The following is a 22,888-nucleotide window of genomic DNA, read 5'->3' as shown; positions in this document are numbered from 1 at the left end:
TGGTTCCATCCAGAAGGCCGTGTGGCACACCGACGCGGCCCGCTTCTCCTACCGGAGCCCGAAAATGAACGCGCCTGCCGCTCTACCGACCGACTTTCTCGCCGCCGTGGAAAAGCTGATACCGGCTGAACGGCGCTTCGACGATCCGCTTTCGACGCTGGCCTTCGGCACAGACGCCAGCTTCTACCGGCTGATTCCCAAGTTGGTGGTACGGGTCGAGTCCGAGGAGGAAGTGGTGGGCTTGCTCAAGCTAGCGCATGGCGCGCGGGTGCCAGTCACCTTTCGCGCCGCCGGCACCAGCCTGTCCGGTCAGGCGATTTCCGACTCGGTGCTGATCGTGCTGGGCGATAACTGGAACGGGCGCGAAGTTCGTAACGGCGGCGCGCAGATTCGCCTGCAGCCGGGCGTGATCGGCGCCAACGCCAATGCAGTTCTGGCGCCTATGCAGCGCAAGATCGGCCCGGACCCAGCCTCGATCAACGCGGCCAAGATCGGCGGGATCGTCGCCAATAATTCCAGCGGCATGTGCTGCGGAACGGCACAGAACAGCTATAAAACCCTTGCTGGCCTGCGCCTGGTGCTGGCCGACGGCAGCGTAGTCGACAGCGAAGACCAGGCGAGCGTCGCGTTCTTTGGACAGACGCACGGCAACATGCTCGATCAGCTTGCAGAGCTCGGCCGCACCACGCGCGCCAACACCGATCTGGCTGCAAAGATTCGCCACAAGTACCGCCTGAAGAACACCACGGGCTTTTCGCTGAACGCGTTGGTCGACTATGACGAGCCGCTCGACATCCTCAACCACCTGATGGTCGGCTCCGAGGGCACGCTGGGCTTTATCAGCGCGGTGACCTACGACACGGTGCCGGATCATCCGCACAAGGCCAGCGCGCTGGTCGTGTTCCCCGATGTGGAATCCTGCTGCCTGGCCGTACCGGTGCTCAAGCAACAGCCCGTCTCGGCAGTGGAACTGCTCGACCGCCGCAGCCTGCGCTCGGTAGAAAACAAGGCCGGCATGCCGGAATGGGTCAAGGCGTTATCGGCAGGCGCCTGTGCGCTGCTGATCGAGTCGCGAGCAGCCAGCCAGTCGCTGCTGCACGAGCAGATCAATCTGATCATGACGTCGATAGCCCACTTCCCCGTGGAAAAGCAGGTCGACTTTAGCGAAGACCCAGCGGTCTACAACCAGCTCTGGAAGATCCGCAAGGACACTTTCCCGGCCGTAGGTGCGGTGCGCCAGACCGGCACCACTGTGATCATCGAGGACGTGACCTTCCCCATCGAGCGCCTCGCCGAGGGGGTTAACCGTCTGATCCAGTTGTTCGAGAAACACGCCTACAGCGAGGCCATCCTCTTTGGCCACGCTCTGGAAGGCAATCTGCACTTCGTCTTTACCCAGGGCTTCGACGATCCGCTGCAGGTCGCCCGCTACGAAGCCTTCATGCAAGACGTGACACAACTGGTTGCGGTGGAGTTCGGTGGTGCACTGAAGGCCGAGCATGGTACCGGCCGTAACATGGCGCCTTTCGTCGAGTTGGAATGGGGTCACGAGGCGTACCAACTGATGTGGCAGATCAAGCGCCTGCTGGACCCGCAAGGCATCCTCAACCCGGACGTGGTGCTCAGCGAAGACCCACAGATACACCTCAAGCACCTCAAGCCGATGCCGGCTGCCGACGAGATCATCGACAAATGCATCGAGTGCGGTTTCTGCGAACCGGTGTGCCCGTCAAACGGACTGACCTTGACGCCGCGCCAGCGCATTGTCGTATGGCGCGATATTCAAGCGAAGAAGCGGGCCGGCATCGACACAAGCGAGCTCGAGCGACTCTACGACTACCACGGCGTCGAGACCTGCGCCGCGACCGGGCTTTGCGCACAGCGATGCCCGGTCGGTATCAACACGGGCGATCTGGTTCGCAAACTGCGCGGTCGCAATGCGGAGAGTACCCGCGCCGCCAGCTGGTTGGCCGAGCATTTCAGCACCGCCGTGCAGGGCGCACGGTTCATGCTGCATGTCGCCAATGGTGCACACCTGATGATGGGCACCCGCCTGCTGAGCAAGACGTCCGCAGCGTTGACCAACGCCAGCAAAGGTCGTGTACCTCAGTGGACGCCAGCCACACCGCAGCCTCTACAGCGGCTTCATCTGCCCAGACCATCGTCGCAGGACCAACGTCCGCGCGTGGTTTACCTCGCCGCCTGCGTTTCGCGAGCCATGGGTCCCGCAGCACGCGATCAAGAACAAGAGCCACTGCTCGACACCACCCGTGCGCTTCTGGAGAAAGCCGGCTACCAAGTCGTCTTTCCCGATGAGCTAAACAACCTTTGCTGCGGCCAGCCATTTGCCTCCAAAGGCTACGCCGACCAGGCCGAACAAAAGCGTCAGCAAACGCTCGATGCCCTGCTAAAGGCCAGCCGCGGCGGGCTCGATCCGATCTACTGCGACACCAGCCCGTGCACGCTGCGCCTGGTTCAAGACCTGGCGGATGATCGTCTGCAGGTTTTCGATCCGGTGCGCTTCATCCGCATGCATCTGATCGACAAGCTGGATTTCGAGCCGCAGGACGCGCCGATTGCTGTGCACGTCACCTGCAGTACACAACACCTCGGCGAAGCCCAGGCCCTGATTGATATCGCACGCCGCTGCGCCAAGGAGGTGGTCGTGCCAGAAGGTATCCATTGTTGTGGCTTTGCTGGCGACAAAGGCTTCACCACCCCCGAGCTCAATGCGCACGCTCTGCGCAGCCTGAAAGACGCTGTGCAGATCTGCGAAGAGGGCATCTCCACTAGCCGAACCTGTGAAATCGGCCTGTCACAACATGGCGGGATCGACTATCACGGGCTGGTTTATCTGGTTAACCGAAACAGCCGGGCCAGAGCGGCTGCAGCACAGGTATGAGAGGGTCTCTGCGCCGCGGCGGGCGCACATGAATGAAACGCTTCAGCGCAGCCGCAGTCGGAAGTTAGGAGCCCAGTTTCAACAGAGGCTCACCCGCCTCGGCGCCGCCGCGCAATTTGCAGAAACAGGCAGGCCCGCCGGGAAGTTAACTCCCTGGAGGACTTTATGAAGAAATTTGCCCTACTTGCCGCCGCTGCCCTGATCGCCAGCCCCGCCGTGTTCGCCGACGACAAGAACCTATGTCAGTTGAACATGCAGGAAATCGAAGACGACATGGCCACCAACAGTGCCACGCTCGGTGAGCCGGCTCGCAGCGAAGTTCAAGAGCTGATCAAGCAAGCGCGCCAGGCGCAGCAAGCTGGCGACGTCGAAAACTGCATCGTGCACACCACCCAAGCACTGCGCAGGCTGGAAGGACCAGGCAGCTCCGGCAGCACAGGCACCAGCGGCACCGGATCAGGCACCGGTAACTGATACGCCCGCTAGGCAGGGCCGCGAGCAGTTGGCCTTGCCGATTCTCTGTTCACCCTTGAATTTCGACGAGCCGCCCTAATCTAGGGAATCAAGCGTTCGACGTAGCTAGACCTTATGGCGTACACTGCGCAACACATGAGGCAGCGACACGCTTCATGGGGCCGATTAGGATTCGACGCCGGTAACAAAGCTCTAGGTGCATGCCGAGTTGGTAACAGAACTCGTAAATCCACTGTTGCAAACTTATAGTTGCCAACGACGACAACTACGAAGGGTACGCGCTAGCCGCCTAACCTTCATCTGGTCGCTTCGGCGCCAGCGGTCACTAGGGGATGCCTGTAAACCCGAAATGACTGTCAGATAGAACAGGATCGCCGCCAAGTTCGCTGCAGACGTAACGGCTAAAACTCATGCAGCTCGCTCCAAGCACCCTGCCAATCGGGCGGCGCGGAGTTAACTCAATAGATTTGGCTACGCATGTAGTACCGACAGTGGAGAGCTGGCGGACGGGGGTTCAAATCCCCCCGGCTCCACCATTTTGTCTTCCCAGGAAGACCCAGAAAAGCCGTAAAGCCCAGAGAAATCAAAGCTTTACGGCTTTTTTATTGCCCACGTTTTGCTATCTAATCCCAGGGCATCCCACGGTTGACGGGGGCACATATGGGGGCATAAAACGCTCATCAGCTCGCTCGGAGAGGATGTGCCCCCAATGCCCTTGAAAGACACCAACTGCCGCAACGCCAAGCCCCAGGACAAGCCCTACCGGCTGTATGACGAACAGGGTTTGTATCTTGAAGTGCAGCCTAATGGAGGCCGTTACTGGCGCTTGAAGTACCGCTTTCTGGGCAAGGAAAAACGCCTTGCTCTTGGCGTTTACCCAGAGGTCGGCTTACAGGATGCTCGTCGCAAGCGTGATGACGCTCGTGTTCAGCTTGCCGGCGGCCAAGACCCTTCGCTGCAAAGACGCATGGCCAAAGTGGTCAGCCAGCTCGATCACCAGCACACCTTTGAATCGGTCGCCAAGCAATGGCTCACTGTTCGCGAATCCTCCTGGGATCCGGAGTACACCCGCACAGTAAGGCAGCGCCTTGAGCTCAATGCCTACCCCTGGTTGGGAAAACTTCCGATCAGCAGCATCAGCACGCCCATGCTGGTCGAAAACCTCCAGCGCATCATCAAGCGCGGTGCTCGCGAGACGGCACGTCGTGTAGCCCAAATCTACAAACAGATTTTCGAGTTCGCCGAAGCTGCCGGTATCACCCCACCCAACCAGATTGGCAATCTCTCACGTACGCTCCCAGCCAAGCGGGTGAAACATTTTGCTGCCGTGACCGATCCTGAAAAACTCGGCGCACTGCTTAAAGCACTAGATAGCTACAGCGGAACAATGCCTGTCTGTTGTGCCTTAAAACTGGCCCCGTTGCTGTTCTGCCGGCCCGGAGACCTTCGACATATGGAATGGTCGGAGGTCAATCTGGATGCTGGCGAGTGGTTGATTCCTGGTCACAAGATGAAAGGGCTAACTGCTACCAAACAGGATCGCCCAGATCACCTGGTTCCCCTCAGCCAACAAGCAGTCGCTGTTCTACGCGAACTGAAACCGCTCACCGGCAGGCATCGGTATACCTTCCCCTCGGCCCGAGGAGGCGACCGACCGATGTCCAACAATGCCGTTCTCAGCGCGTTACGCCGCATGGACATCAGCGGCGACGAAATGACTGGGCACGGCTTTCGTGCAACAGCGAGAACCATAGGTGCTGAGGTGCTGGGATTTCGCCCCGATCTCCTGGAGCATCAGCTTGCTCACACGGTAAAAAATCCGTTGGGACGGGCGTACGACCGAACGTCATTTCTGCCAGAACGACGCGACATGATGCAGCGCTGGTCAGATTACCTAGATGCGATCAAGGCCTGAGCTCACTGCCTGGGCTTGCAATACCGATTCCCGCTTGGTAAAAATCAGGCATCCCTCGGACGTTCATAGGACTCCATGGGATCGTCACGCTGCCCCAGTTACGGCGTTAAGAATCCGAAGTCCATCTGCTGTTAGCAAATGGACTTTCTGGGTACCTCATCGGGGTATCGCCAGCATCTCGCAGGCCTTTTGCGCCTGCTCGCCTGCAACAAGGCTGCTAAAGAAACGTATGGACTCCTATTCCGTACCAGCAGGGTCTTTCCTCTCCCCCACGCCAAAGACACAGCTTCAGCTGTCATGCGCACAGCTGAAGCCGGCAATAAACCTCGGAGGCCCGTAACACGAGGCCCGACAAACATCCCTGCTTTGCAGTAGGAAAATCCGAGCGCCACTCCCAACACATATGCGTATTGCAGTACTTGAGGACCGCTGCAACGCCACCGCCTGAGCACCAGTTAAATGTCAGCACAAACTATTGCACCCAGCCCAGAGGAACCGCGCTTCCTTCGCCTGCCCGAGGTTGAACTCGCTGTCGGGAAAAAGAGATCCACGATCTATCGCGACATAGCAGCGGGAAAATTCCCTGCTCCATATGATCTAGGCAGCAGCAGATCGGTTGGCTGGCTCAGCACGGAGATATCTGCCTGGATCCTGAGCCGGCCGCGCGTACAGTTACGTGGGAGGCATAACAATGACTAACACCTCCGCCCCACTGCGCGCACAGACTCAGTGGTTTCATGTCTTTAGGGCCATGATCGATCAGGGTGATGTCGCCCGAATCGGGCCCCATGCATTTACGGTTTATGCCGTCATCAAGGCACACGCCAATTTCGACCATGGATTATCGAAACCGGGCATCCAACGGATTTCCGAACAGTCTGGAGTCAGTCAGGCACAGGTCAAACGGGCATTAGGGGTTCTCGAAAAAGCAGGTTTCATTGCAAAGAAAAAGTTCGGCCGATCCAATCACTACATGCTACGCGAAAAGGTCCAGGTCACTGAGGCCGGCTTACCACATACCGTAGTAACCTGGGATTACGTGCCGGACCGCGCCCAGCAGACCGTTACTGAGCTTAAAAAAGCCATGATCGCTGGCGATCTCGCAAGTACGCGAACACTGAATATCGAGCGTCTGAATATACAAATCAATCTGGCAGGTGGTAATTCCCAGATCGATTTAGGCTCATTGCACACCGACCTAGATCGACTGCCAGCCGGCATTCGAGAAACGCTGCGTAGAAACCTCAATCGCCGTGGTGATCTTATACACAGCTCAGAGTGACACGTATCAACCTGAGCTGTGTACCATCTGGATGGAGCTCACCTAGAGCTCCGTCGCGTTGGAATACAGCTCAGGCTGAGCCGCTAAAAAGAAAGATAAAATAAAAAAGAGTAGTTCTGGGGGCGACGCAACCTCCTGAGTGAAAGCCCCGAAGCCATTTTGGGTTACGGGCAGCTACCGTAAGCTCGATTCGACGAAACCCACCAGCCCATTTGCCGCTTTTTCGCATTGCAGAAGCGCCTTCCTTTATCATCCCCGGCATCGTGTAATGATTGATTCCCCATTCACTGGCTCAGGGCGCTCGGCTGTCGAATCCAGTGGCATCCAGCATAAACCGAGGCGACTGAGCAGAGCTGAGTTGCGATGCTGACGCCAGGCCGACAGAGCGGCATGTGCCGGCCGGGATGTGACCCTCGCCCAAAAATTTTAGCGGCTAAAATCGCCGCCTTCGCGCATCAGCGATCTGGACAGTGGTAAACCATGAATGCAGTAGAAATTGAGTCCGCCATTTCGGACCTGGCCCTAGAGCCCTTTGACGCGGCGGAGTTCCCGTTCACCTTCCTGGCCGCATTCGGCAACAAGGAAACCGCGCTCAAGCGCCTGCGCGCTGGCAACAACAACGCCTCGGATGTACCTGGCGGCGTACTACTGCGCAGCAACATTCATATCGCCGCATGCGAGCCTGGCACCGTGGGCGAAACGCTCAAGGCCTTGCGCGCCAGCCCGGCCACCATAAAAGCTAAAGCCAAGTTCATCCTCTCCACCGACGGGCAAACGCTGGAGGCCGAAGAACTGATCACGGGTGAAACCATCACCTGCGACTACCCTGACTTTCCCAACCACTTCGGCTTCCTGCTGCCGCTGGCCGGCATCTCCACCATCAAGGAGATCAAAGACAACCCCATCGACGTGCGTGCCACCAGCCGCCTGAACAAGCTGTACGTCGAACTGCTGAACGAGAACCCGGACTGGGCCAAGACCGAACGCCGCCATGACATGAACCATTTTATGTCTCGGTTAGTGTTCTGCTTTTTTGCTGAAGACACAGATATCTTCACTGGCGACGGACTGTTTACCACGACGGTTGAGCACTACAGCGAGCGCGACGGCTCCAACACCGCCCAGGTGCTGTCGGAAATCTTCCGCGCTATGAACCTCAAGTTGGCCGAGCGTGCCGGTGCAGAACCGCGCTTGCCTGGCTGGGCCAACAAATTCCCGTATGTGAATGGCGGCTTGTTCTCTGGAAGCACTGAAGTACCGCGCTTTACGCGCATGGCGCGTACTTACCTGCTGCACGCCGGCAACCTGAACTGGCAAAAAATCAACCCAGACATTTTCGGCAGCATGATTCAGGCCGTGGCCGATGATGAAGAGCGCGGCGCACTGGGCATGCACTACACCAGCGTGCCCAACATCCTGAAAGTATTAAACCCACTATTTCTGGATGATCTGTGTGCTCAGCTGGAGGCAGCGGGCGACAACAAGGCCAAGCTGCTTAACCTGCGCAAGCGTATGGCGCGCATCCGCGTATTTGACCCAGCATGCGGTTCCGGCAATTTCCTGGTCATTGCCTACAAGCAGATGCGCGATATCGAGGCGGAGATCAATCGTCGCCGGGGCGAAGCTCACAATAAGTCCGAAATACCGCTGACCAATTTCCGCGGCATCGAGCTACGCGACTTTCCGGCAGAAATTGCCCGACTGGCCCTTATCATTGCTGAGTTTCAGTGCGATGTGTTGTATCGCGGGCAGCAGGATGCTTTAGCTGAATTTCTACCGTTAGACTCACAGAATTGGATTGTCTGCGGCAATGCGCTGCGGCTGGATTGGTTGGCGGTGTGCCCGCCGACGGGGACTAGCGTGAAGCTGGCAGCGAACGATTTGTTCGACGTGCCATTGGACCAATCTGAAATCGCCTTCGAAAACGAAGGAGGCGAGACGTACATCTGCGGTAACCCGCCGTATATTGGCGACAAATATCAATCGAAAGAGCAGAAGAGCGACATAAAAAGCCTTACCAAAAAAGACGTGCGCGCTGTCGATTACATCACTGGGTGGCTTTGGAAAGCATCAGACTACATTCGCAGCGGAGGCCGATTCGCCTTCGTTTCTACGAACTCTATCTGCCAAGGTGTTCAGGTTCCGCTGGTGTGGCCGAGAATAGTCATGGCGGGGCAAGAGATTTTCTTTGGCCACAAAGCTTTTCTCTGGGGTAACAACGCTGCTAGGAACGCGCAAGTCACCTGCATAATTGTTGGCGTGGCCAATTTAGGCGTCAAACAGAAATACATCTTCGACGGTGAAGAGCGAAAAGAAGTTGAAAGCATCAACTTATATCTCGCGCCCGGCAAAAATATCATCGTCGAGCGGGCGAATGATCCCATCTCTGGTGTATCGACCATGTTTGGCGGGAACATCCCGAGAGATCAGGGAAATCTGTTGCTCACGCCCGATGAGGCAAGGGATTTGCTGGACTCTTATCCTGAGGCAGCGCCTCTAATAAAGCCGATCCTTGGCTCCAAAGAGTTCATCAATGGCCTAGAACGGTACTGTCTCTGGATAACTGACGAACAAGCGCAGATCGCCTTTTCAATTCCGCCCATCAAGGCGAGGCTTGACCGCATACGAGAATATCGTCTGCATGGCAGTGAACGTGGCCGTGCCGGCCTCGACACACCCTACAAGTTTGAACGGACTATCATCGGAAACGACCACACCATCATCATTCCAAGCGTCTCGTCGGAGCGCCGCGCTTATCTCCCTTGCGGTTTGCTGACGAGTGACGTGCGCGTCTCAAATCTTGCACTTGCCCTCTACGACGCCCCACTTTGGAACATGGCCCTCATCGCCTCCCGCCTGCACCTCGTTTGGATTGGCACCGTCTGCGGAAAAATGAAAACGGACTTCCGCTACTCCAACACACTTGGCTGGAACACCTTCCCAGTGCCGAGGCTCACAGAGCAAAACAAGGTCGACCTGACCCGCTGCGCTGAAGATATTCTGCTGGCCCGCGAAGCACACTTCCCCGCCACCATCGCCGACCTGTATGACCCAGACACCATGCCTGAGAACCTTCGCCGTGCCCACGAGCACAACGATGAAGTGCTGGAGCGTATCTATATCGGTCGTCGCTTCAAGAACGACACCGAACGACTGGAGAAGCTGTTTGATCTCTACACCAAGATGACAGCAGACACAGCAAAGGCCACGCCGAAGAAGCTACGAGGGAAAATGGCATGAACGACACCCCTGCTAGCCTGACCACACCACCCGAGGGCTACGGCGAGTGGTTAGCAGACCTCAAAGGCCGCATCCATAGCGCCCAGCAGCGCGCCACGCTGGCGGTAAACCGCGAACTGGTGCTGCTCTACTGGCAGATCGGCAACGATATTTTGACCCGGCAGGCACAGCAGGGCTGGGGGGCCAAGGTGATCGAGCGGCTGGCCCATGACCTGCGCACCGCCTTTCCTGAGATGAAGGGATTTTCCCGCGCCAACCTGATGTATATGCGCGCCTTTGCCGAGGCCTGGCCGGATGCCGCAATTGTCCAACAGGCTGTTGGACAATTGCCCTGGGGGCACAACCTGGTACTGCTGACCCGGCTAAAAGACTCACAGCAGCGCCTGGCCTATGCCCAGAGCGCGATTGCGCACGGTTGGTCACGCAATGTGCTGAACATCCATATCGAAACCCGCCTGTTGGAGCGCAGTGGCACGGCGGTCACTAACTTCGACGTCAGCTTGCCCAAGGTGCAGTCGGACCTGGCCCGCGAGTCGTTGAAAGATCCGTATCGGTTTGACTTCCTCGGCCTGCGCGATGAGGCGCAGGAACGCGAAATCGAACACGCCCTGGTCAAACACGTCACCGAGTTTCTGTTGGAGCTGGGCGCAGGCTTTGCGTTTGTCGGGCGGCAGGTAGTGCTGGATGTAGGCGGCGACGAATTCTTCATTGACTTGCTGTTCTACCACCTCAAGCTGCGCTGCTATGTGGTGATCGAGCTCAAAGCCGGCAAGTTCAAGCCCGAGCACCTGGGCCAGCTTGGATTTTATATGACTGCGGTGGATCGCCAGGTCAAAGATGAACACGACAACCCCACCATCGGCCTTTTGCTCTGCAAGAGCAAAAACAAGATCGTGGCGGAATATGCGCTGGGCGATAAGACCCAGCCCATGGGCATTGCCGAGTACAAATTGCTCGAATCTCTGCCTGCAGAATTGCAAACCAGCTTGCCCAGCATTGAACAGATCGAACGTGAACTGGCGGGCGACGGCACCCTCATGGAGGACGAATCACAGTGACGAACACCACCAACCCGACCAACAGCTACACGGTGCCGTCGGTATCCATTGCTACAGCGCACACTGGGGCATCCAGCAAGGCAAATGAGCTGGGCATGCGCACCATGCAAGAGCGCGCCTATACCAAGCGCGGCGAACAGTACCTGCTGATCAAATCGCCCCCCGCATCGGGCAAGTCTCGCGCACTGATGTTTATCGCCTTGGATAAGCTGCATAACCAGAACCTGCAACAGGCCATCGTCATAGTGCCCGAGCGCTCCATTGGCGGCAGCTTTGCCGATGAGCCGCTGAGCCAGCATGGTTTCTACTGGGACTGGGTGGTGGCTCCGCAGTGGAACCTGTGCAATGCCCCAGGCATCGATGAGCCGCGTGTGGCCAAGTCCAAGGTGGACGCCGTGCGCGCCTTCCTAGACAGCAGCGACAAGGTGCTGGTCTGCACCCACGCCACCTTCCGCTTTGCCGTGGAAGAGTTGGGCATCGACGCGTTCGACAACCGCCTAATTGCCATCGATGAGTTCCACCACGTTTCTGCCAACCCAGACAACAAACTGGGCAGCCAACTGAGCGCGTTCATCAACCGCGACAAGGTACACCTCGTTGCCATGACCGGCTCCTACTTCCGTGGCGACAGCGCGGCCGTGCTGGCCCCGTCGGAAGAGAACAAGTTTGAGACGGTGACGTACACCTACTACGAGCAGCTAAACGGCTATCGCTGGCTCAAGTCGCTGGATATTGGCTACTTCTTCTACACTGGGAGGTACGTGGATGCGGTCGCCAAGGTGCTGGACCCGGCGCTGAAAACCATCGTCCACATTCCAAACGTAAATGCCCGCGAGAGCCTCAAAGACAAGGAACGCGAGGTCAACGAGATCATGAGTTCGCTGGGCGATTGGCAGGGTGTCGACCCGGCGACCGGCTTCCACCTGATCAAAGCCAAGGACGGCCGCACGCTGAAAGTGGCCGACCTGGTAGATGACAGCGACGCGGCCAGACGCTCCAAAGTGCTCGGCGCACTGAAAGATCCGGCACAGAAGAACAACCGCGACAACGTGGATGTAATCATCGCGCTGGGCATGGCGAAGGAAGGCTTTGACTGGATCTGGTGCGAGCATGCGCTGACCATCGGCTACCGTTCGAGCCTGACCGAAATCGTACAAATCATTGGCCGTGCCACGCGGGATGCCGAGGGTAAGGAGCGCTCGCGTTTCACCAACCTGATCGCCGAGCCTATGGCCGATCAAGCTGCCGTTGCCGAGGCGGTGAACGATATGCTCAAAGCCATTTCCGCCAGCCTGCTGATGGAACAGGTGCTTGCTCCGCGCTATGAATTCACCCCGAGGAACCACGGGGAGAAAGAGGGCTTTGTTTACAACGATGGTGAAGGCTATCAACCGGGCGGCACCAACCTGGGCGTGAATGAAACCACAGGCCAGTTCCATGTTGAGATCAATGGCCTGACCACGCCGCAAAGCACTGAAGCCACGCGCATCTGCAAAGAAGATTTGAACGAAGTAGTGACTAGCTTCCTGCAGGACAAAACCGTGCTGGAACGCGGCCTATTCGACAAGGAAAATACCTTGCCGGAAGAGCTGACCCAACTGCGCATGGGGAAAATCGTGCGCGAGCGTTACCCCGATTTGAGCGACGTCGACCAGGAAGCCATCCGCCAACACGCTATCGCCGCAATGAACATTACCCAGCAGGCCAAGTTGATGTTGGCTCAGGCCGACGCCAACGGGAGTGACACCTTACAAGGCAGCACTGCTCTGCTGGATGGCGTGCGCAAGTTCATTAACGTACGCGAGCTGGACATTGATCTAATCGACCGCATCAACCCCTTCGACGCCGCCTATGCGGTACTGGCGAAGGCGATGGACGAAAAGTCCCTGCGTCAGGTTCAGGCCAGCATTGCGGCCAAAAAGGTGAGCATTCCCGAAGACGAAGCACGAGACCTGGCAAAACGTGCCCTGCAGTTCAAGAACGAGCGTGGCCGCCTGCCTGACATCAACTCCGCCGACGCCTGGGAAAAGACTATCGCCGAGGGCATGGTAGCTTTCGCACGCTATCGTGCCCAAGCGAAGGCACAGGAGGGCTCTGCCAATGGCTGAAATGAACGATGACGAGCTGCTGAATGCGCTGGGGATAGAAGTCCCTTCACTCAAGATAACAACCCGAACCCCTCGCGAAGAACGCATCATCGCTGGCTTCGAGGACATTCAGCGTTTCTATCAAACCCACGGCCGCGCCCCACTGCATGGCGAGGATTGCGACATCTTCGAGCGTTTGTATGCCGTGCGCCTGGATCAGCTGCGCAAGCTGCCGGAGGCACAAACCCTACTGGCAGGCTTTGATAGTCACGGCCTACTGTCAGGTACTGCGGCCGCCGCAGTAAATGTGGACGACCTGGATGAGGACGCATTACTCGCTGAGCTCGGCATCGGCAGTGAGTCCGTCGATCAGGACGACATCACCGTGCTGCGGCATGTGCGATCCAGTGCGGCAATAAAGGCGGCAGAAGAAATTGCCGCCCGGAACCCGTGTAAAGACTTCGAGAGGTTTAAGCCACTGTTTGATGAGGTGGAAGCGGGCCTCAAACAAAAATCGTGGGTAACCAAGCCCTTTGGCAAGAACGCCAGCATCGAAGCAGGGGACTTCTTCATTTTGAGCGGACTGATCGCCTATGTTGCCGAAGTGGGCGACACCTACAGGACGCCGAATGCGGAGACAAATGGGCGCTTGCGCGTCATCTACTCCAATGAGACGGAAAGCGATCTGCTATTACGGTCCTTGCAGCGGGCGCTCTACAAAGACAGTGACGGCCGTGCCGGGTCTCGGCTCATCAAGGTAGATTCCGGCCCGCTATTCAGCGACATAACCGAGCCGGACGACATCGAGACTGGCACTATCTATGTGCTGCGCAGCCAGTCCAGCCACCCATTCGTAGCCGAGCACCGCGAGCTGATCCACAAGATCGGCGTAACCGGCGGCCGAGTGGAAACCCGTATCGCGGCGGCCGCGAAGGATGCCACCTACCTGCTGGCCGATGTGGAAGTGGTCGCGACTTACAAGCTTCACAACCTGAACCGTACCCGGCTGGAAAACATCTTCCACCGCCTGTTTGGCGCAGCGCAGCTGGACTTAACCATCGAAGACCGCTTCGGCAATCCGGTTAAGCCAAGGGAATGGTTCCTAGTGCCGCTGCATGTGATTGATGAAGCGGTTGAGCGCATTCGGGATGGGTCTATTACCGGTGTAGCGTATGACCCACAAACGGCTCGCCTGGTCAGCTGAGGCGCTGGGTATGCGCAACGGCTAAATAGTGATGATCAAATCCGGGCGGAAGCCAGTCTCTTCGCCCGGATATCCCCGAGGGTTGCAGACCATACGCGTGCCCGCCACTTCTTAGTCGACGGCTGTATGTGAATGCCCACGCACCCACAGTGCCATATGCGCCTCCCCCATAAGGTCTTCCCCGCGACTGGCATACGCGGCATCCATGTGAGTGCCGGCATGCGGGTTGCAGTGGACAGCTTCAGCGCGACTTAACCTACGTTAGCCTCGACCAGTCGCAAAGGAGATGACGGTACATCCAGCATGTACTGCCTGGTCACCATCTCTGCCGTAAGCCCGGCAGCTGTCAACACCCGCTTCCAGGTACTGTAATCCAGGAGATTGATCGCCCTCTGTACCAGCATAGGCGACTCCATAGGGATCAACTCGTCAAACTCCTCGTGCTTCGTGAAACCCTTTCGATTGAGGTACGTGAAGCCCGATTTAGCTTGCTCGGCAGTAAGCAGATCAAGGGTGTGAGCCCTGAAAATGAGCGCCTTGAAGCTTACCTTCCAACGAAGCTTCATTTCCTTGAGTGCCGGCCAGTTCAGGTACTTGCCTCGCATAGGGGGAAACTCTGATGCGAAACTTGCCCGGGGCATCAACAAAGCGCTGGCAAACTGGTTAGCCTGATCCTCAGTAAGGCGGCAACCGGTCTCAATGCCTTGGTGCATCACCAAATGGCCCATTTCATGAGCAAGGTCGAAACGTTGCCGGCATGGATTCACCTTTGCGGTGTTCCTCACGATCAACGGTCGTTTGTTGGACAGCGAGAACGCATCGACCTTGTCATCGGCTTCGGCCAGATTCACCACCAGCACACCAACTTTTTCGGCCAGCTTGGTCACACTAGACAGGGGGCCAATCCCCAGGCCTTGCTCACGGCGAAATTTTTCAGCAACTTGCTCGATCTTGTTGATACCGGATACCGGCTCCTCAAGCATGCTGAAACTCACTGCAGGAAAGGCAACTTCCTTATCCAACTCGTCAATCAGCAGCTCAAACATCTCGACCTGAGCCGCAATGGTCTTTTTGAGAGTCTGCGAGGAGGATCGGACGCTTCGAAAATGGCATTGCTCCAACTCCACCGAACCGCGTCGTGGCGTGAAGAAAAAACTCTCGCGCACGCCCAAGGCTTCAGATAGCTGGGCGAGTTGGGTGCCCGAAGGAATCGCATTGACTTCCAGCTTGTGCGCGTATTGCCGGGTAACGCCCAAGAGCTCTCCGATATCGGCGAGCGAACGCCCCGCCGCGCATCTAGCGAGACGGAGCTTGTCGGGCGAAAACTCGTCGCCAAGAGGCAGAAAGCCTGTTCTGTCATTCATTTACTGGATCAGCATCTCGTGTTGCGTTCTGGTCTGCATCTTTGTCCCGACGAGCGACTAATGGATCATCGATTGCCACCTCTTGTGGAAGCTCGGTGGTACGAGGAGCAAACAGAGGCACGTAGTCATGCACCCACTTACATACGAGGTTCCGGTTGGTATCGAAGCCCAGAATCGAAGCAGTCAGCGTCGGCCCGTCAAAGTTGCCGTCAGTATCGACATACAAACGCCAGGTAATGTTCTTGTCGATCGCAGGCCCCAGCAGGCTAGCCTGGTAAAGCTCAACTCGGTTGGATTGCAGTCGATACCCTTTCTTTCTGACCTCGGGATCGTCCATTACCACCTGCATCAGCACGCCATTCACACTCAGAGTGAAGTCCATGGTGCGGTTAGTGAGCAGCAGCCACGGAAGGGCCGGATCGCCGTGCAGGCGTTTGAACCGGCCGTGGACGCGGCCATACGGAAGTGTTCCCATAGTCCAGTTGGTATCGTCATCAGTAGAGGTGACTTCCAACGCACGGTAAGCCGCATCCAGAGCGTTATTGCAGATCAGCTCGACGTGTTCCGGCTTCAGCTTCGGTTCCAGCTCACTCGGGTGTTGGATCGGGGGCATGGGCCTCTCCATAAAAGCGTGCAAAACATAGATACTGTCAACCGGCATTTTTGTGCAAATTATGGTATCTGTCAACCTTCGTGCCCCTGATGCTCAATAGCTGCCTGGCGAAGCTTTTAAACCCGAAGCTACCTAAGACCGTTTCCCGGCAACAACACGGGACACTGACGGTAGAGTGCTCAGGTTGTACAGTTTTTGCTCAACCACCCCAAAAGCCATATACGACGCTACGTTTAGCTCACTGTATCTGCTCACTGGCTTACAGCGCTTCTAGGACGCTCATAATCCCCTGGTCGCAGTTTCGTGTGCTGCCAGGTGCAAGTTATCTCGGCCCGGTCTTACCGACGTATCGATACAGCGTTGTTCTCGATACCCCGTATCGCTTGGCTACGGTGCCAACCTGAATCTGTGGATCTTTGAGCAAAGCCTTTATTTCGCGGACTTGAGCCTCTTCCAGCGCAGGTTTACGACCACCTTTACGTCCTCGAGCGCGAGCCGCCGCCAGCCCTGCGCGGGTACGCTCTCGAATCAGGTTGCGCTCGAACTCGGCCAGGGCTGCGAACACATGAAAGATCAGCTTGCCGGCGGCGCTGGTGGTTTCGATTCGCTCGTTGATCGACTCGAACCCCACCCCTTCCTGCTCCAGCCGACTGACGATCCCAACCAAGTCAGGCAAGGAGCGGCCAAGGCGATCCAGTCGCCATACGACCAGAGTGTCGCCACTGCGCAGAGCCTTGAGACAGTGCCCCAACTCCGGCCTATCTGCTGACTTACCACTCATGGTCTCCTCGTAAACTGCGTTGCATCCAGTCAGGGCAAGTGCATCACGCTGCAGGTCGAGATTCTGATCATCAGTCGACACTCGGGCGTACCCAATCCGCTTTCCCATACGTTTTTCTCACACTGATTTCGGTACGGGAAAAGTGACAGGAAAGCGGTAAATCCCAAGCCCAAAAGATCATCTGGAATAGGTGTGCCATAAACGACCGTTTATTGGACGGATGCGCTCGTCAATTTCAGGCGCTGAAAGCGACCGAAACCGAACCCCAGAATATTTTTCCTCGCTCAACATTTCCTTCAGCAGCTCAGCACCTGAGCTGAATGGAGGAATGACCATGAAGCAGAGTTTCCACGCACATTTTGATCGGGACTTGACCAAGGCCGGTTCGGCAATTCTCAGGGAGGCAGTCCGGCGCGGGCTTCTCAGTCAGCACGAGGCCATGATCCACGACCAGCAATGGGCGCAGTTTAGTGCTTATGCCAACGAGTCTCATGAGGTAGACATCTTGGAATTCGTCAATAAAAAATTGGTGAGGGAGTACGGGGAAGAGCTCTATATCCAGACATACCAAGGAAATCTCCCACTACAAAGCGTGTCGGGCCTGCTTGAGACTGTATATGTAGTGATGGGCTTCGCAACTAATGGGCACTGGAAAGGCGCAGCGGCTAACGTCGGTAGCCGTCTTGGCTTTCCAAGCTATGCACGGATTACCGTACCGCGCAGTCTTGACCGTACTAAGTTTGAAACCGCGATGGTGGATATTCAGGCTCTCCACTCAGAGCAGCTAGCAACATTAATCAGGTCAGTTCGATACCTCGGCATGTCATTGCTTGAGGCTTTTTTCTTCGACGCAGAAGATGCTCACAAGGACGCCGAAGAAGAAAACATCTTTTATGTGTTCAGCAAAGATAAACATGAGCATCGGATCATTAATATCTCTGCTCCTGAGCAAATTTTAATTTTGAAGAAGGCCGCGGCATTTCAAAAGCTTCAGGGCAGCAGCCACGCGACACCAGCAGCTTGGTGTACATGGAAATTAAAGAACCTACCTGCAGCTCAAGAGCTTTTACTTTCTCACGGACTAAACATTGATGATTGTCGCGCGGCATATGCCTGCGAGCTCTACTGGCGATTGTCTGGTCACCACGCCCCGATTCTTGGGGGCAAAGCTCCCCAAGATGAGGATCTGGAGGCCCGGAATCACGTCGCCTACGAGCTCGGGAATATGCGTATCTGGGAAACTGATGCGTACGTTGGTGCCCGAGCCAACCTGAGGAAGGAAGCCGCCGGTACCAATCGCTAAGCCATCACACAGCAGATTTGGGATTAGATCAGACGCCCTTAACCTTGGCAGAGCTCGAATTAAAGGAGTCAGGGTATGGATCGTTTTGAATTGCTTGTATATGCCGTGCTTGCCGTCATCAGTGCGCTGACTATCGCAGGTGTAATTGGCTATATGGTCGCAGCGTACCTGGACAAGAAGCACGGCGACGATTGAGCCCTCAGCGGAACGGCCAGATACCTGCAACAAACTGTCCGCTGCCCCTTGGCAGCGGGCGCTTACCCAAATCCATCGGCAAGGCACACTACCGCTGCGATACGCAGTATTTTCCCAAGCCTATGAGGTCATGGGATGACTTCGGAAGGGCTGTCAATTTCCGCACCCTAGCGAAAGTGACCGGAGCGCCGAAGCGTTTAGATCTGCAACATGCACGCCCTCCGTGTGGCGAGCTAGCTTGCCGAGTACGCTAAAACCCGTGCGCGGACTCATGGGCAGCATCTCATCTTGGGTTTTCCGAAAGCTACCGGAGAGTGTTTAGCGACCTCATCTAACCGGAGCAGCATCATGGAATTTCGTCACCTTGGTAACGGGCAGTACTTCCCACCTATTGCACCAAACGGTCGGATTTACGCTGTACCTCTTGGGCAGGAAACCCAGGTAGAAATTTTCTGCCTGGCCCCAGTAGGCATCATGGGCGCGGGCATCCAATTACGCTGGTCAGAAATCGTTGGTTGTTACTACGACGACGAATCATGGGAGATCATCCCGCGCAACTACTCGGGACGAGGGATGCGCTTCCGCAGAGGCCTATCCTGCATCATGGTGATCGCAGGCAACGAGGCTCTCACGACCCACATCCAGGGCTACCCCATCCCCATCTGCGTAATGAACCGCATTGCATTCGAACAGCAGCGAGGCAGCGAGGGGTAGCGCGTTACCGTCACCACCCGCTGCGCGACACAGGTACCAGCAGGAACGGCACCTACCAATGTTTATTTTATGAAAGTGAAGCCTTTCACTACTAATACAGGTCAAAGCTGGCCGGCTGACTTGGTCGCAAGCGTCACTGCTAATAGCAAATACGGCCTCCGCCCCTGCCTGTATGGGCCTGCTGGCTGACGGCGAGTAGATTTAGCGCCCTACACTGCTTATAGCTCGAACCCGTCGCCTTCCCTGATCAAGCGCAGCAATGTATCTCGCCGTAGTTCACTGCTGATACGAGAAAGCCCCGCCAGACCAAGCTGCACGGGGCTTTCGGGATTTACAATCGGGTCAAATCTGTTAGGCACTGCTTATAGGTACTCAGCCGCTACCCTGCCGAATAGAGGTCGCCATGATTAAGCGCTTGGTATCTAGACAGCTTCTTCTCATAAGCGACCAACGTACGACGTAGCTGACGATTCTCGCTCGCAACGCGGCGAATCTCTGCAAGTCGCCCCTCAACTTGCAGAACGAGGTGACGGTATGGGTATTCAACAAACTCAAACGAGGAAGCCGGGTATTTATGTTTGCCATTCCCCTTGGCAATAGTCAGGGGCGCGAATTTGTTTTTTTGTCCTTGCAGCGGCACCAGTTTGCACCAGTAGATCGAATACGCATTCGGGCTCACCTGCTTGATTGATACGCCGGCCACAACAGATTTGACCCCGGTCTTTTTGTACAGCTTCATGGACGTATCCACATAGCTTGCTACCAAGCATCTCGCGTCCGTAAGCAGCTGCTCGTACTGCTGATCCAGCAGGGTGACTATCGTTTGTGCTTCTTTGCTCATGACGAAGGCTCTCTTCTTTGTAAGAGCCAAATGGTGACCGATCGCTGAGCACCCGGGATTCGATTTCAGACCGTTCTACCGTCGGAAATATACGAAAACTGGGCGAACTGGCTCACGCTGTGACCCAGCTTCGCATCAGATGACCGACGGATCGCAGAAAAACATAACATGCAAAGGATGCACGATAGATGACGACGGCAGCCTTGACCCTGAGCGGAACAAGGTCGACTTGTTAGAAGCAGATTACAGCGAGCGGGCGTGTATCCCTGCCAAGCTGCAACTGGCCAATTTCTGCCAGTTACGACAGGCAGAAATCGGCCGATTCTGTTGAAAAAGTAGCGACCTCCCCATGCCGTTGGCAAAATTGCTTTGTCAGCGGGCGTGGAGGCGAACAGCATGATGGGACAGTTACCGGGAGGACAGCAGCGCCTGTTCTACTCGTTCAATCTCGAAGATCACGTCCCGGCCCAACATCTCCTGCGCAGCATCGACCAGTGCCTGGATCTCAGTGATCTGCGCGCCTATCTGGCGGATTTCTATAGCCCCATCGGGCGTCCCTCGATTGACCCGGAATTGATGGTGCGCATGCTGGTCGTCGGCTACTGCTATGGCATTCGTTCCGAGCGGCGATTGTGCGAAGAGGTGCACCTGAACCTGGCCTATCGCTGGTTCTGCCGGCTGGGTCTGGAAGACGAAGTACCTAATCACTCGACCTTCTCGAAGAATCGCCATGGCCGTTTCCGTGACAGCGATCTGTTCCGCTGGTTGTTCAATGAAGTGCTGCGGCGCTGCATGGCAGCCGGCCTAGTCAAGGGCGAAGGTTTCGCCGTCGACGCCAGCATCATCAAGGCGGATGCCAGCCGGCAACGTGGGGTGGTGGGAGATGAAGTCGATTGGAGCGATCCAAAGCTCAGCAGCCGCGCCGTGCGCGAGTACCTCGAAGCACTTGATGAAGATGCGTTGGCTGAGGCTCTTCCCAAGAAGATTTCGCTCACCGATCCTCAGTCCCGTTGGACAGCAGCACCAGGCGGCCCGGCCTTCTTTGCCTACTCCACAAATTACCTGATCGACACTGAGCACGGTGTGATCATGGATGTGGAAGCGACCCCGGCGCACCGTACCACCGAAGTCGACTCGACCAGGACGATGGTCGAGCGTGTCGAAGCGCAGTTCGACCTCACACCGGAACGCCTCATCGGCGACACCGCCTATGGCACTGCCCCGATGCTGGCCTGGATGGTCGAAGAGAAGGACATCGAGCCGCATGTGCCGGTGTGGGACAAGACTGAGCGCAAGGACGACAGTCTCTCCAGTAACGACTTCCACTGGAATCAGGAAGCCAATGAATATCGCTGCCCAACCGGCAAACCGCTACGCAGTGAATGGCGCGCCTTCACCCAGAAAAGATCGCGGGTAACCAAGGCCAACACCATCATCTACCGCTCCAGCCAAACCGACTGCGTCACCTGTCCGTTGAAAGCGAAATGCTGCCCCAACACACCGAATCGGAAGATCGTTCGCAGCATCCATGAGGCTGCCCGCGATGTGGCTCGACGCATCGCCAAGACACCGGAATACCTCGTCTCACGTTGCGAACGGAAGAAGGTGGAGATGCTTTTCGCCCATCTTAAACGGATCATGAAACTCGACCGTTTACGACTGCGTGGCCTGACAGGCGCCACTGACGAATTCACCATGGCTGCGATGGTGCAGAACCTGCGCCGCATGGCCAAGCTTTTGCCTCAAGGGCCACCGCTCACGGGATAGGTACGCCTGTGGCGAGCAGAAACCCTCGAATTAACCCTCAAACCTGAGCAAGGACGCTCAGTGAAACGCCGAAAGGTAACTTGAAGTGGCTTGCAGCCACTTCGACAGCAGGTACATCCGACCGCCTTGCTGCCGCTAAACCTACTTTTTCAACAGAATCGGCCAAAAGCAGTCACACCTAAAGTGCATGATGTAGCGGTAGCCGAGAAGAAGAGGCATTTGCTGATTGTCACGAACAAGTAGGCTCCTCGCTCGTGACAACACAGCGTTTCAGATCTTAGTCGTGAGCGTGACCGTGGCTTTCGACTTCGGACTGGGTTTCCGGCTCGCCGCCGCCACAGGCCGACAGCAGACCAAGCAGACAAACCAACAGCAGGGAGCGACTCAGGGTAGTTGTGCTTTTCATCATGTAATCCTTTCTGTTTCGATCATGAAAGTAGAAGCCCCTGTGCCGGCTGACGCAGGGGCTATGTGCCTCAGATAACGCGTTTGACGCTCAGGTACTCGCCCTTGGTCTTCAGCGTGATGGTCACGTCCTGGTTGCTGCGGTTGCGCCAGAACCAACCGTGTGTGCCGTCGAAAATGGCGGTGAACTCGCCTTTGTCACCCTTGATCTGCTTGGCTTTGCTGTAGCTGTGGTAGTAGCCCTTGGGGCCGTTGTAAGGCTCGCCATGAGTGTCGTGGTTGACCGGTACGCCATTGGTTGCCCACTCGTAGCTGACCGTGGCCTTGTTCAGCATCTCCAGCTTGATTTCACTGGCCTCACCTGGCTTCAGGGTGACGGTTATCTCGTCAGACTTCAGGGCTGGCTGTGGCTCTGCGGCTGGTTCAGCCACAGGCACTGCCGCGACTTGCTCTTGAACTACCGGCCGAACAGGCACGGGGGCTTGCACAACGGGGGCCGCAGCGGGTTGAACCGCTGCATCCGCAGCCGCTTCTTCGGCCAGGGTTTTCTTCATTTCGCCCATCTGGGTCAGGCCGAGTAAGCGGCCAACGCCCGTTGGGTCGATGGCGTACTCCGAAGGCATCACTACAGTGACCAGTAAGGCTGCGGCAACGCCCACGGCGATCACAGTGGAGCGCAACAGTTGGCGGCTGGTAGGCAATTCGCTTTGGGTCGGAAGCTTGGTATTGAACATGCTGAGAAT

At 56.7% G+C, this 22,888-nt stretch carries 18 protein-coding genes, 1 other RNA gene and 1 pseudogene; 13 read left to right on the top strand and 7 right to left on the bottom strand.

Features of this window, described 5'->3' with window-relative positions; all coding sequences use genetic code 11:
• Positions 1 to 64: 64 nt before the first annotated feature.
• From C1896_04860 to C1896_04815, 10 genes are all read left to right on the top strand, one after another.
• Positions 65 to 2,902, top strand: coding sequence for a 4Fe-4S ferredoxin (locus C1896_04860; protein AZZ44293.1), 2,838 nt, complete (start codon positions 65 to 67; stop codon positions 2,900 to 2,902).
• A gap of 165 nt (positions 2,903 to 3,067) precedes the next feature.
• Positions 3,068 to 3,376, top strand: a complete 309-nt coding sequence (locus C1896_04855) for a hypothetical protein (protein AZZ44292.1) — start codon at positions 3,068 to 3,070, stop codon at positions 3,374 to 3,376.
• A gap of 157 nt (positions 3,377 to 3,533) precedes the next feature.
• Positions 3,534 to 3,912, top strand: a transfer-messenger RNA (tmRNA) gene (gene ssrA, locus C1896_04850).
• 173 nt (positions 3,913 to 4,085) lie between these two features.
• Positions 4,086 to 5,291 (top strand): DUF4102 domain-containing protein, encoded by a 1,206-nt coding sequence (locus C1896_04845; protein ID AZZ44291.1) that lies wholly within the window; start codon positions 4,086 to 4,088, stop codon positions 5,289 to 5,291.
• Positions 5,292 to 5,750: 459 nt separating this feature from the next.
• A complete protein-coding gene (locus tag C1896_04840; GenBank protein AZZ44290.1) occupies positions 5,751 to 5,990 on the top strand; it encodes an AlpA family phage regulatory protein in 240 nt (79 codons plus the stop codon).
• A 52-nt stretch (positions 5,991 to 6,042) separates the two neighbouring features.
• Positions 6,043 to 6,573, top strand: coding sequence for a helix-turn-helix domain-containing protein (locus C1896_04835; protein AZZ47533.1), 531 nt, complete (start codon positions 6,043 to 6,045; stop codon positions 6,571 to 6,573).
• 480 nt (positions 6,574 to 7,053) lie between these two features.
• A complete protein-coding gene (locus tag C1896_04830) occupies positions 7,054 to 9,813 on the top strand; it encodes a class I SAM-dependent DNA methyltransferase (GenBank protein ID AZZ44289.1) in 2,760 nt (919 codons plus the stop codon).
• Positions 9,810 to 10,871: a DUF1016 domain-containing protein gene (locus C1896_04825; protein ID AZZ44288.1), complete on the top strand. Its 1,062-nt coding sequence runs from the start codon at positions 9,810 to 9,812 to the stop codon at positions 10,869 to 10,871. Before C1896_04830 ends, C1896_04825 begins: the two co-directional genes overlap by 4 nt.
• The gene (locus C1896_04820) at positions 10,868 to 12,979 is read left to right on the top strand and encodes a DEAD/DEAH box helicase (protein AZZ44287.1); all 2,112 of its coding nucleotides are present in this window, start codon (positions 10,868 to 10,870) and stop codon (positions 12,977 to 12,979) included. The genes C1896_04825 and C1896_04820 overlap by 4 nt, the downstream gene beginning before the upstream one ends.
• Positions 12,972 to 14,162: a hypothetical protein gene (locus C1896_04815; GenBank protein ID AZZ44286.1), complete on the top strand. Its 1,191-nt coding sequence runs from the start codon at positions 12,972 to 12,974 to the stop codon at positions 14,160 to 14,162. The genes C1896_04820 and C1896_04815 overlap by 8 nt, the downstream gene beginning before the upstream one ends.
• Before the next feature lie 21 nt (positions 14,163 to 14,183).
• Here C1896_04815 and C1896_04810 read toward each other — a convergent pair.
• The 4 genes and pseudogenes from C1896_04810 to C1896_04795 form a co-directional block, all read right to left on the bottom strand.
• Positions 14,184 to 14,390: pseudogene (locus C1896_04810) on the bottom strand (serine/threonine protein phosphatase).
• A 23-nt stretch (positions 14,391 to 14,413) separates the two neighbouring features.
• Entirely contained in the window at positions 14,414 to 15,526 is a 1,113-nt protein-coding gene (locus tag C1896_04805) for an ImmA/IrrE family metallo-endopeptidase (protein ID AZZ44285.1), read from the bottom strand.
• The gene (locus C1896_04800; protein AZZ44284.1) at positions 15,519 to 16,139 is read right to left on the bottom strand and encodes a hypothetical protein; all 621 of its coding nucleotides are present in this window, start codon (positions 16,137 to 16,139) and stop codon (positions 15,519 to 15,521) included. Before C1896_04800 ends, C1896_04805 begins: the two co-directional genes overlap by 8 nt.
• A gap of 322 nt (positions 16,140 to 16,461) precedes the next feature.
• Positions 16,462 to 17,028 carry a recombinase family protein gene (locus C1896_04795; GenBank protein ID AZZ44283.1) on the bottom strand — a complete coding sequence of 189 codons (567 nt, stop codon included), beginning with the start codon at positions 17,026 to 17,028 and terminating at the stop codon, positions 16,462 to 16,464.
• A gap of 226 nt (positions 17,029 to 17,254) precedes the next feature.
• Here C1896_04795 and C1896_04790 point away from each other — a divergent pair, with 226 nt between their 5' ends.
• Both C1896_04790 and C1896_04785 read left to right on the top strand, forming a co-directional pair.
• Positions 17,255 to 18,223, top strand: a complete 969-nt coding sequence (locus C1896_04790) for an integrase (protein AZZ44282.1) — start codon at positions 17,255 to 17,257, stop codon at positions 18,221 to 18,223.
• A 543-nt stretch (positions 18,224 to 18,766) separates the two neighbouring features.
• The gene (locus C1896_04785) at positions 18,767 to 19,132 is read left to right on the top strand and encodes a hypothetical protein (protein ID AZZ44281.1); all 366 of its coding nucleotides are present in this window, start codon (positions 18,767 to 18,769) and stop codon (positions 19,130 to 19,132) included.
• 379 nt (positions 19,133 to 19,511) lie between these two features.
• Here the strand turns inward: C1896_04785 and C1896_04780 are convergent, their stop codons facing one another.
• Together C1896_04780 and C1896_04775 are read right to left on the bottom strand one after the other, a co-directional pair.
• Entirely contained in the window at positions 19,512 to 19,973 is a 462-nt protein-coding gene (locus C1896_04780; protein ID AZZ44280.1) for a hypothetical protein, read from the bottom strand.
• 65 nt (positions 19,974 to 20,038) lie between these two features.
• Positions 20,039 to 20,371 (bottom strand): hypothetical protein, encoded by a 333-nt coding sequence (locus C1896_04775; protein ID AZZ44279.1) that lies wholly within the window; start codon positions 20,369 to 20,371, stop codon positions 20,039 to 20,041.
• On the opposite strand from C1896_04775, the gene C1896_04770 reads away from it, so the two are divergent.
• Positions 20,370 to 21,740: an IS1182 family transposase gene (locus tag C1896_04770; protein ID AZZ44278.1), complete on the top strand. Its 1,371-nt coding sequence runs from the start codon at positions 20,370 to 20,372 to the stop codon at positions 21,738 to 21,740. The genes C1896_04775 and C1896_04770 overlap by 2 nt on opposite strands.
• A 476-nt stretch (positions 21,741 to 22,216) precedes the next feature.
• Here the strand turns inward: C1896_04770 and C1896_04765 are convergent, their stop codons facing one another.
• Positions 22,217 to 22,879 (bottom strand): transmembrane anchor protein, encoded by a 663-nt coding sequence (locus C1896_04765; protein AZZ44277.1) that lies wholly within the window; start codon positions 22,877 to 22,879, stop codon positions 22,217 to 22,219.
• Positions 22,880 to 22,888 lie beyond the last annotated feature (9 nt).

The sequence above is a fragment of the Pseudomonadaceae bacterium SI-3 genome, assembly GCA_004010935.1.
GTDB lineage: Bacteria > Pseudomonadota > Gammaproteobacteria > Pseudomonadales > Pseudomonadaceae > Stutzerimonas.
Note: the sequence above shows the minus strand (reverse complement) of the source record. Positions and strands in the feature narration are given on the sequence as shown.

Bases quoted from the DNA above. Each gene is read 5' to 3' on its own strand.
- C1896_04825 (AZZ44288.1), top strand. From the start codon at position 9,810: ATGAACGACACCCCTGCTAGCCTGACCACACCACCCGAGGGCTACGGC.
- C1896_04770 (AZZ44278.1), top strand. From the start codon at position 20,370: ATGATGGGACAGTTACCGGGAGGACAGCAGCGCCTGTTCTACTCGTTC.
- C1896_04790 (AZZ44282.1), top strand. From the start codon at position 17,255: ATGAAGCAGAGTTTCCACGCACATTTTGATCGGGACTTGACCAAGGCC.
- C1896_04860 (AZZ44293.1), top strand. From the start codon at position 65: ATGAACGCGCCTGCCGCTCTACCGACCGACTTTCTCGCCGCCGTGGAA.
- C1896_04845 (AZZ44291.1), top strand. From the start codon at position 4,086: ATGCCCTTGAAAGACACCAACTGCCGCAACGCCAAGCCCCAGGACAAG.
- C1896_04780 (AZZ44280.1), bottom strand. From the start codon at position 19,973: ATGAGCAAAGAAGCACAAACGATAGTCACCCTGCTGGATCAGCAGTAC.
- C1896_04855 (AZZ44292.1), top strand. From the start codon at position 3,068: ATGAAGAAATTTGCCCTACTTGCCGCCGCTGCCCTGATCGCCAGCCCC.
- C1896_04840 (AZZ44290.1), top strand. From the start codon at position 5,751: ATGTCAGCACAAACTATTGCACCCAGCCCAGAGGAACCGCGCTTCCTT.
- C1896_04835 (AZZ47533.1), top strand. From the start codon at position 6,043: ATGATCGATCAGGGTGATGTCGCCCGAATCGGGCCCCATGCATTTACG.
- C1896_04795 (AZZ44283.1), bottom strand. From the start codon at position 17,028: ATGGGAAAGCGGATTGGGTACGCCCGAGTGTCGACTGATGATCAGAAT.
- C1896_04775 (AZZ44279.1), bottom strand. From the start codon at position 20,371: ATGCTGTTCGCCTCCACGCCCGCTGACAAAGCAATTTTGCCAACGGCA.
- C1896_04805 (AZZ44285.1), bottom strand. From the start codon at position 15,526: ATGAATGACAGAACAGGCTTTCTGCCTCTTGGCGACGAGTTTTCGCCC.
- C1896_04765 (AZZ44277.1), bottom strand. From the start codon at position 22,879: ATGTTCAATACCAAGCTTCCGACCCAAAGCGAATTGCCTACCAGCCGC.
- C1896_04815 (AZZ44286.1), top strand. From the start codon at position 12,972: ATGGCTGAAATGAACGATGACGAGCTGCTGAATGCGCTGGGGATAGAA.
- C1896_04800 (AZZ44284.1), bottom strand. From the start codon at position 16,139: ATGCCCCCGATCCAACACCCGAGTGAGCTGGAACCGAAGCTGAAGCCG.
- C1896_04830 (AZZ44289.1), top strand. From the start codon at position 7,054: ATGAATGCAGTAGAAATTGAGTCCGCCATTTCGGACCTGGCCCTAGAG.
- C1896_04785 (AZZ44281.1), top strand. From the start codon at position 18,767: ATGGAATTTCGTCACCTTGGTAACGGGCAGTACTTCCCACCTATTGCA.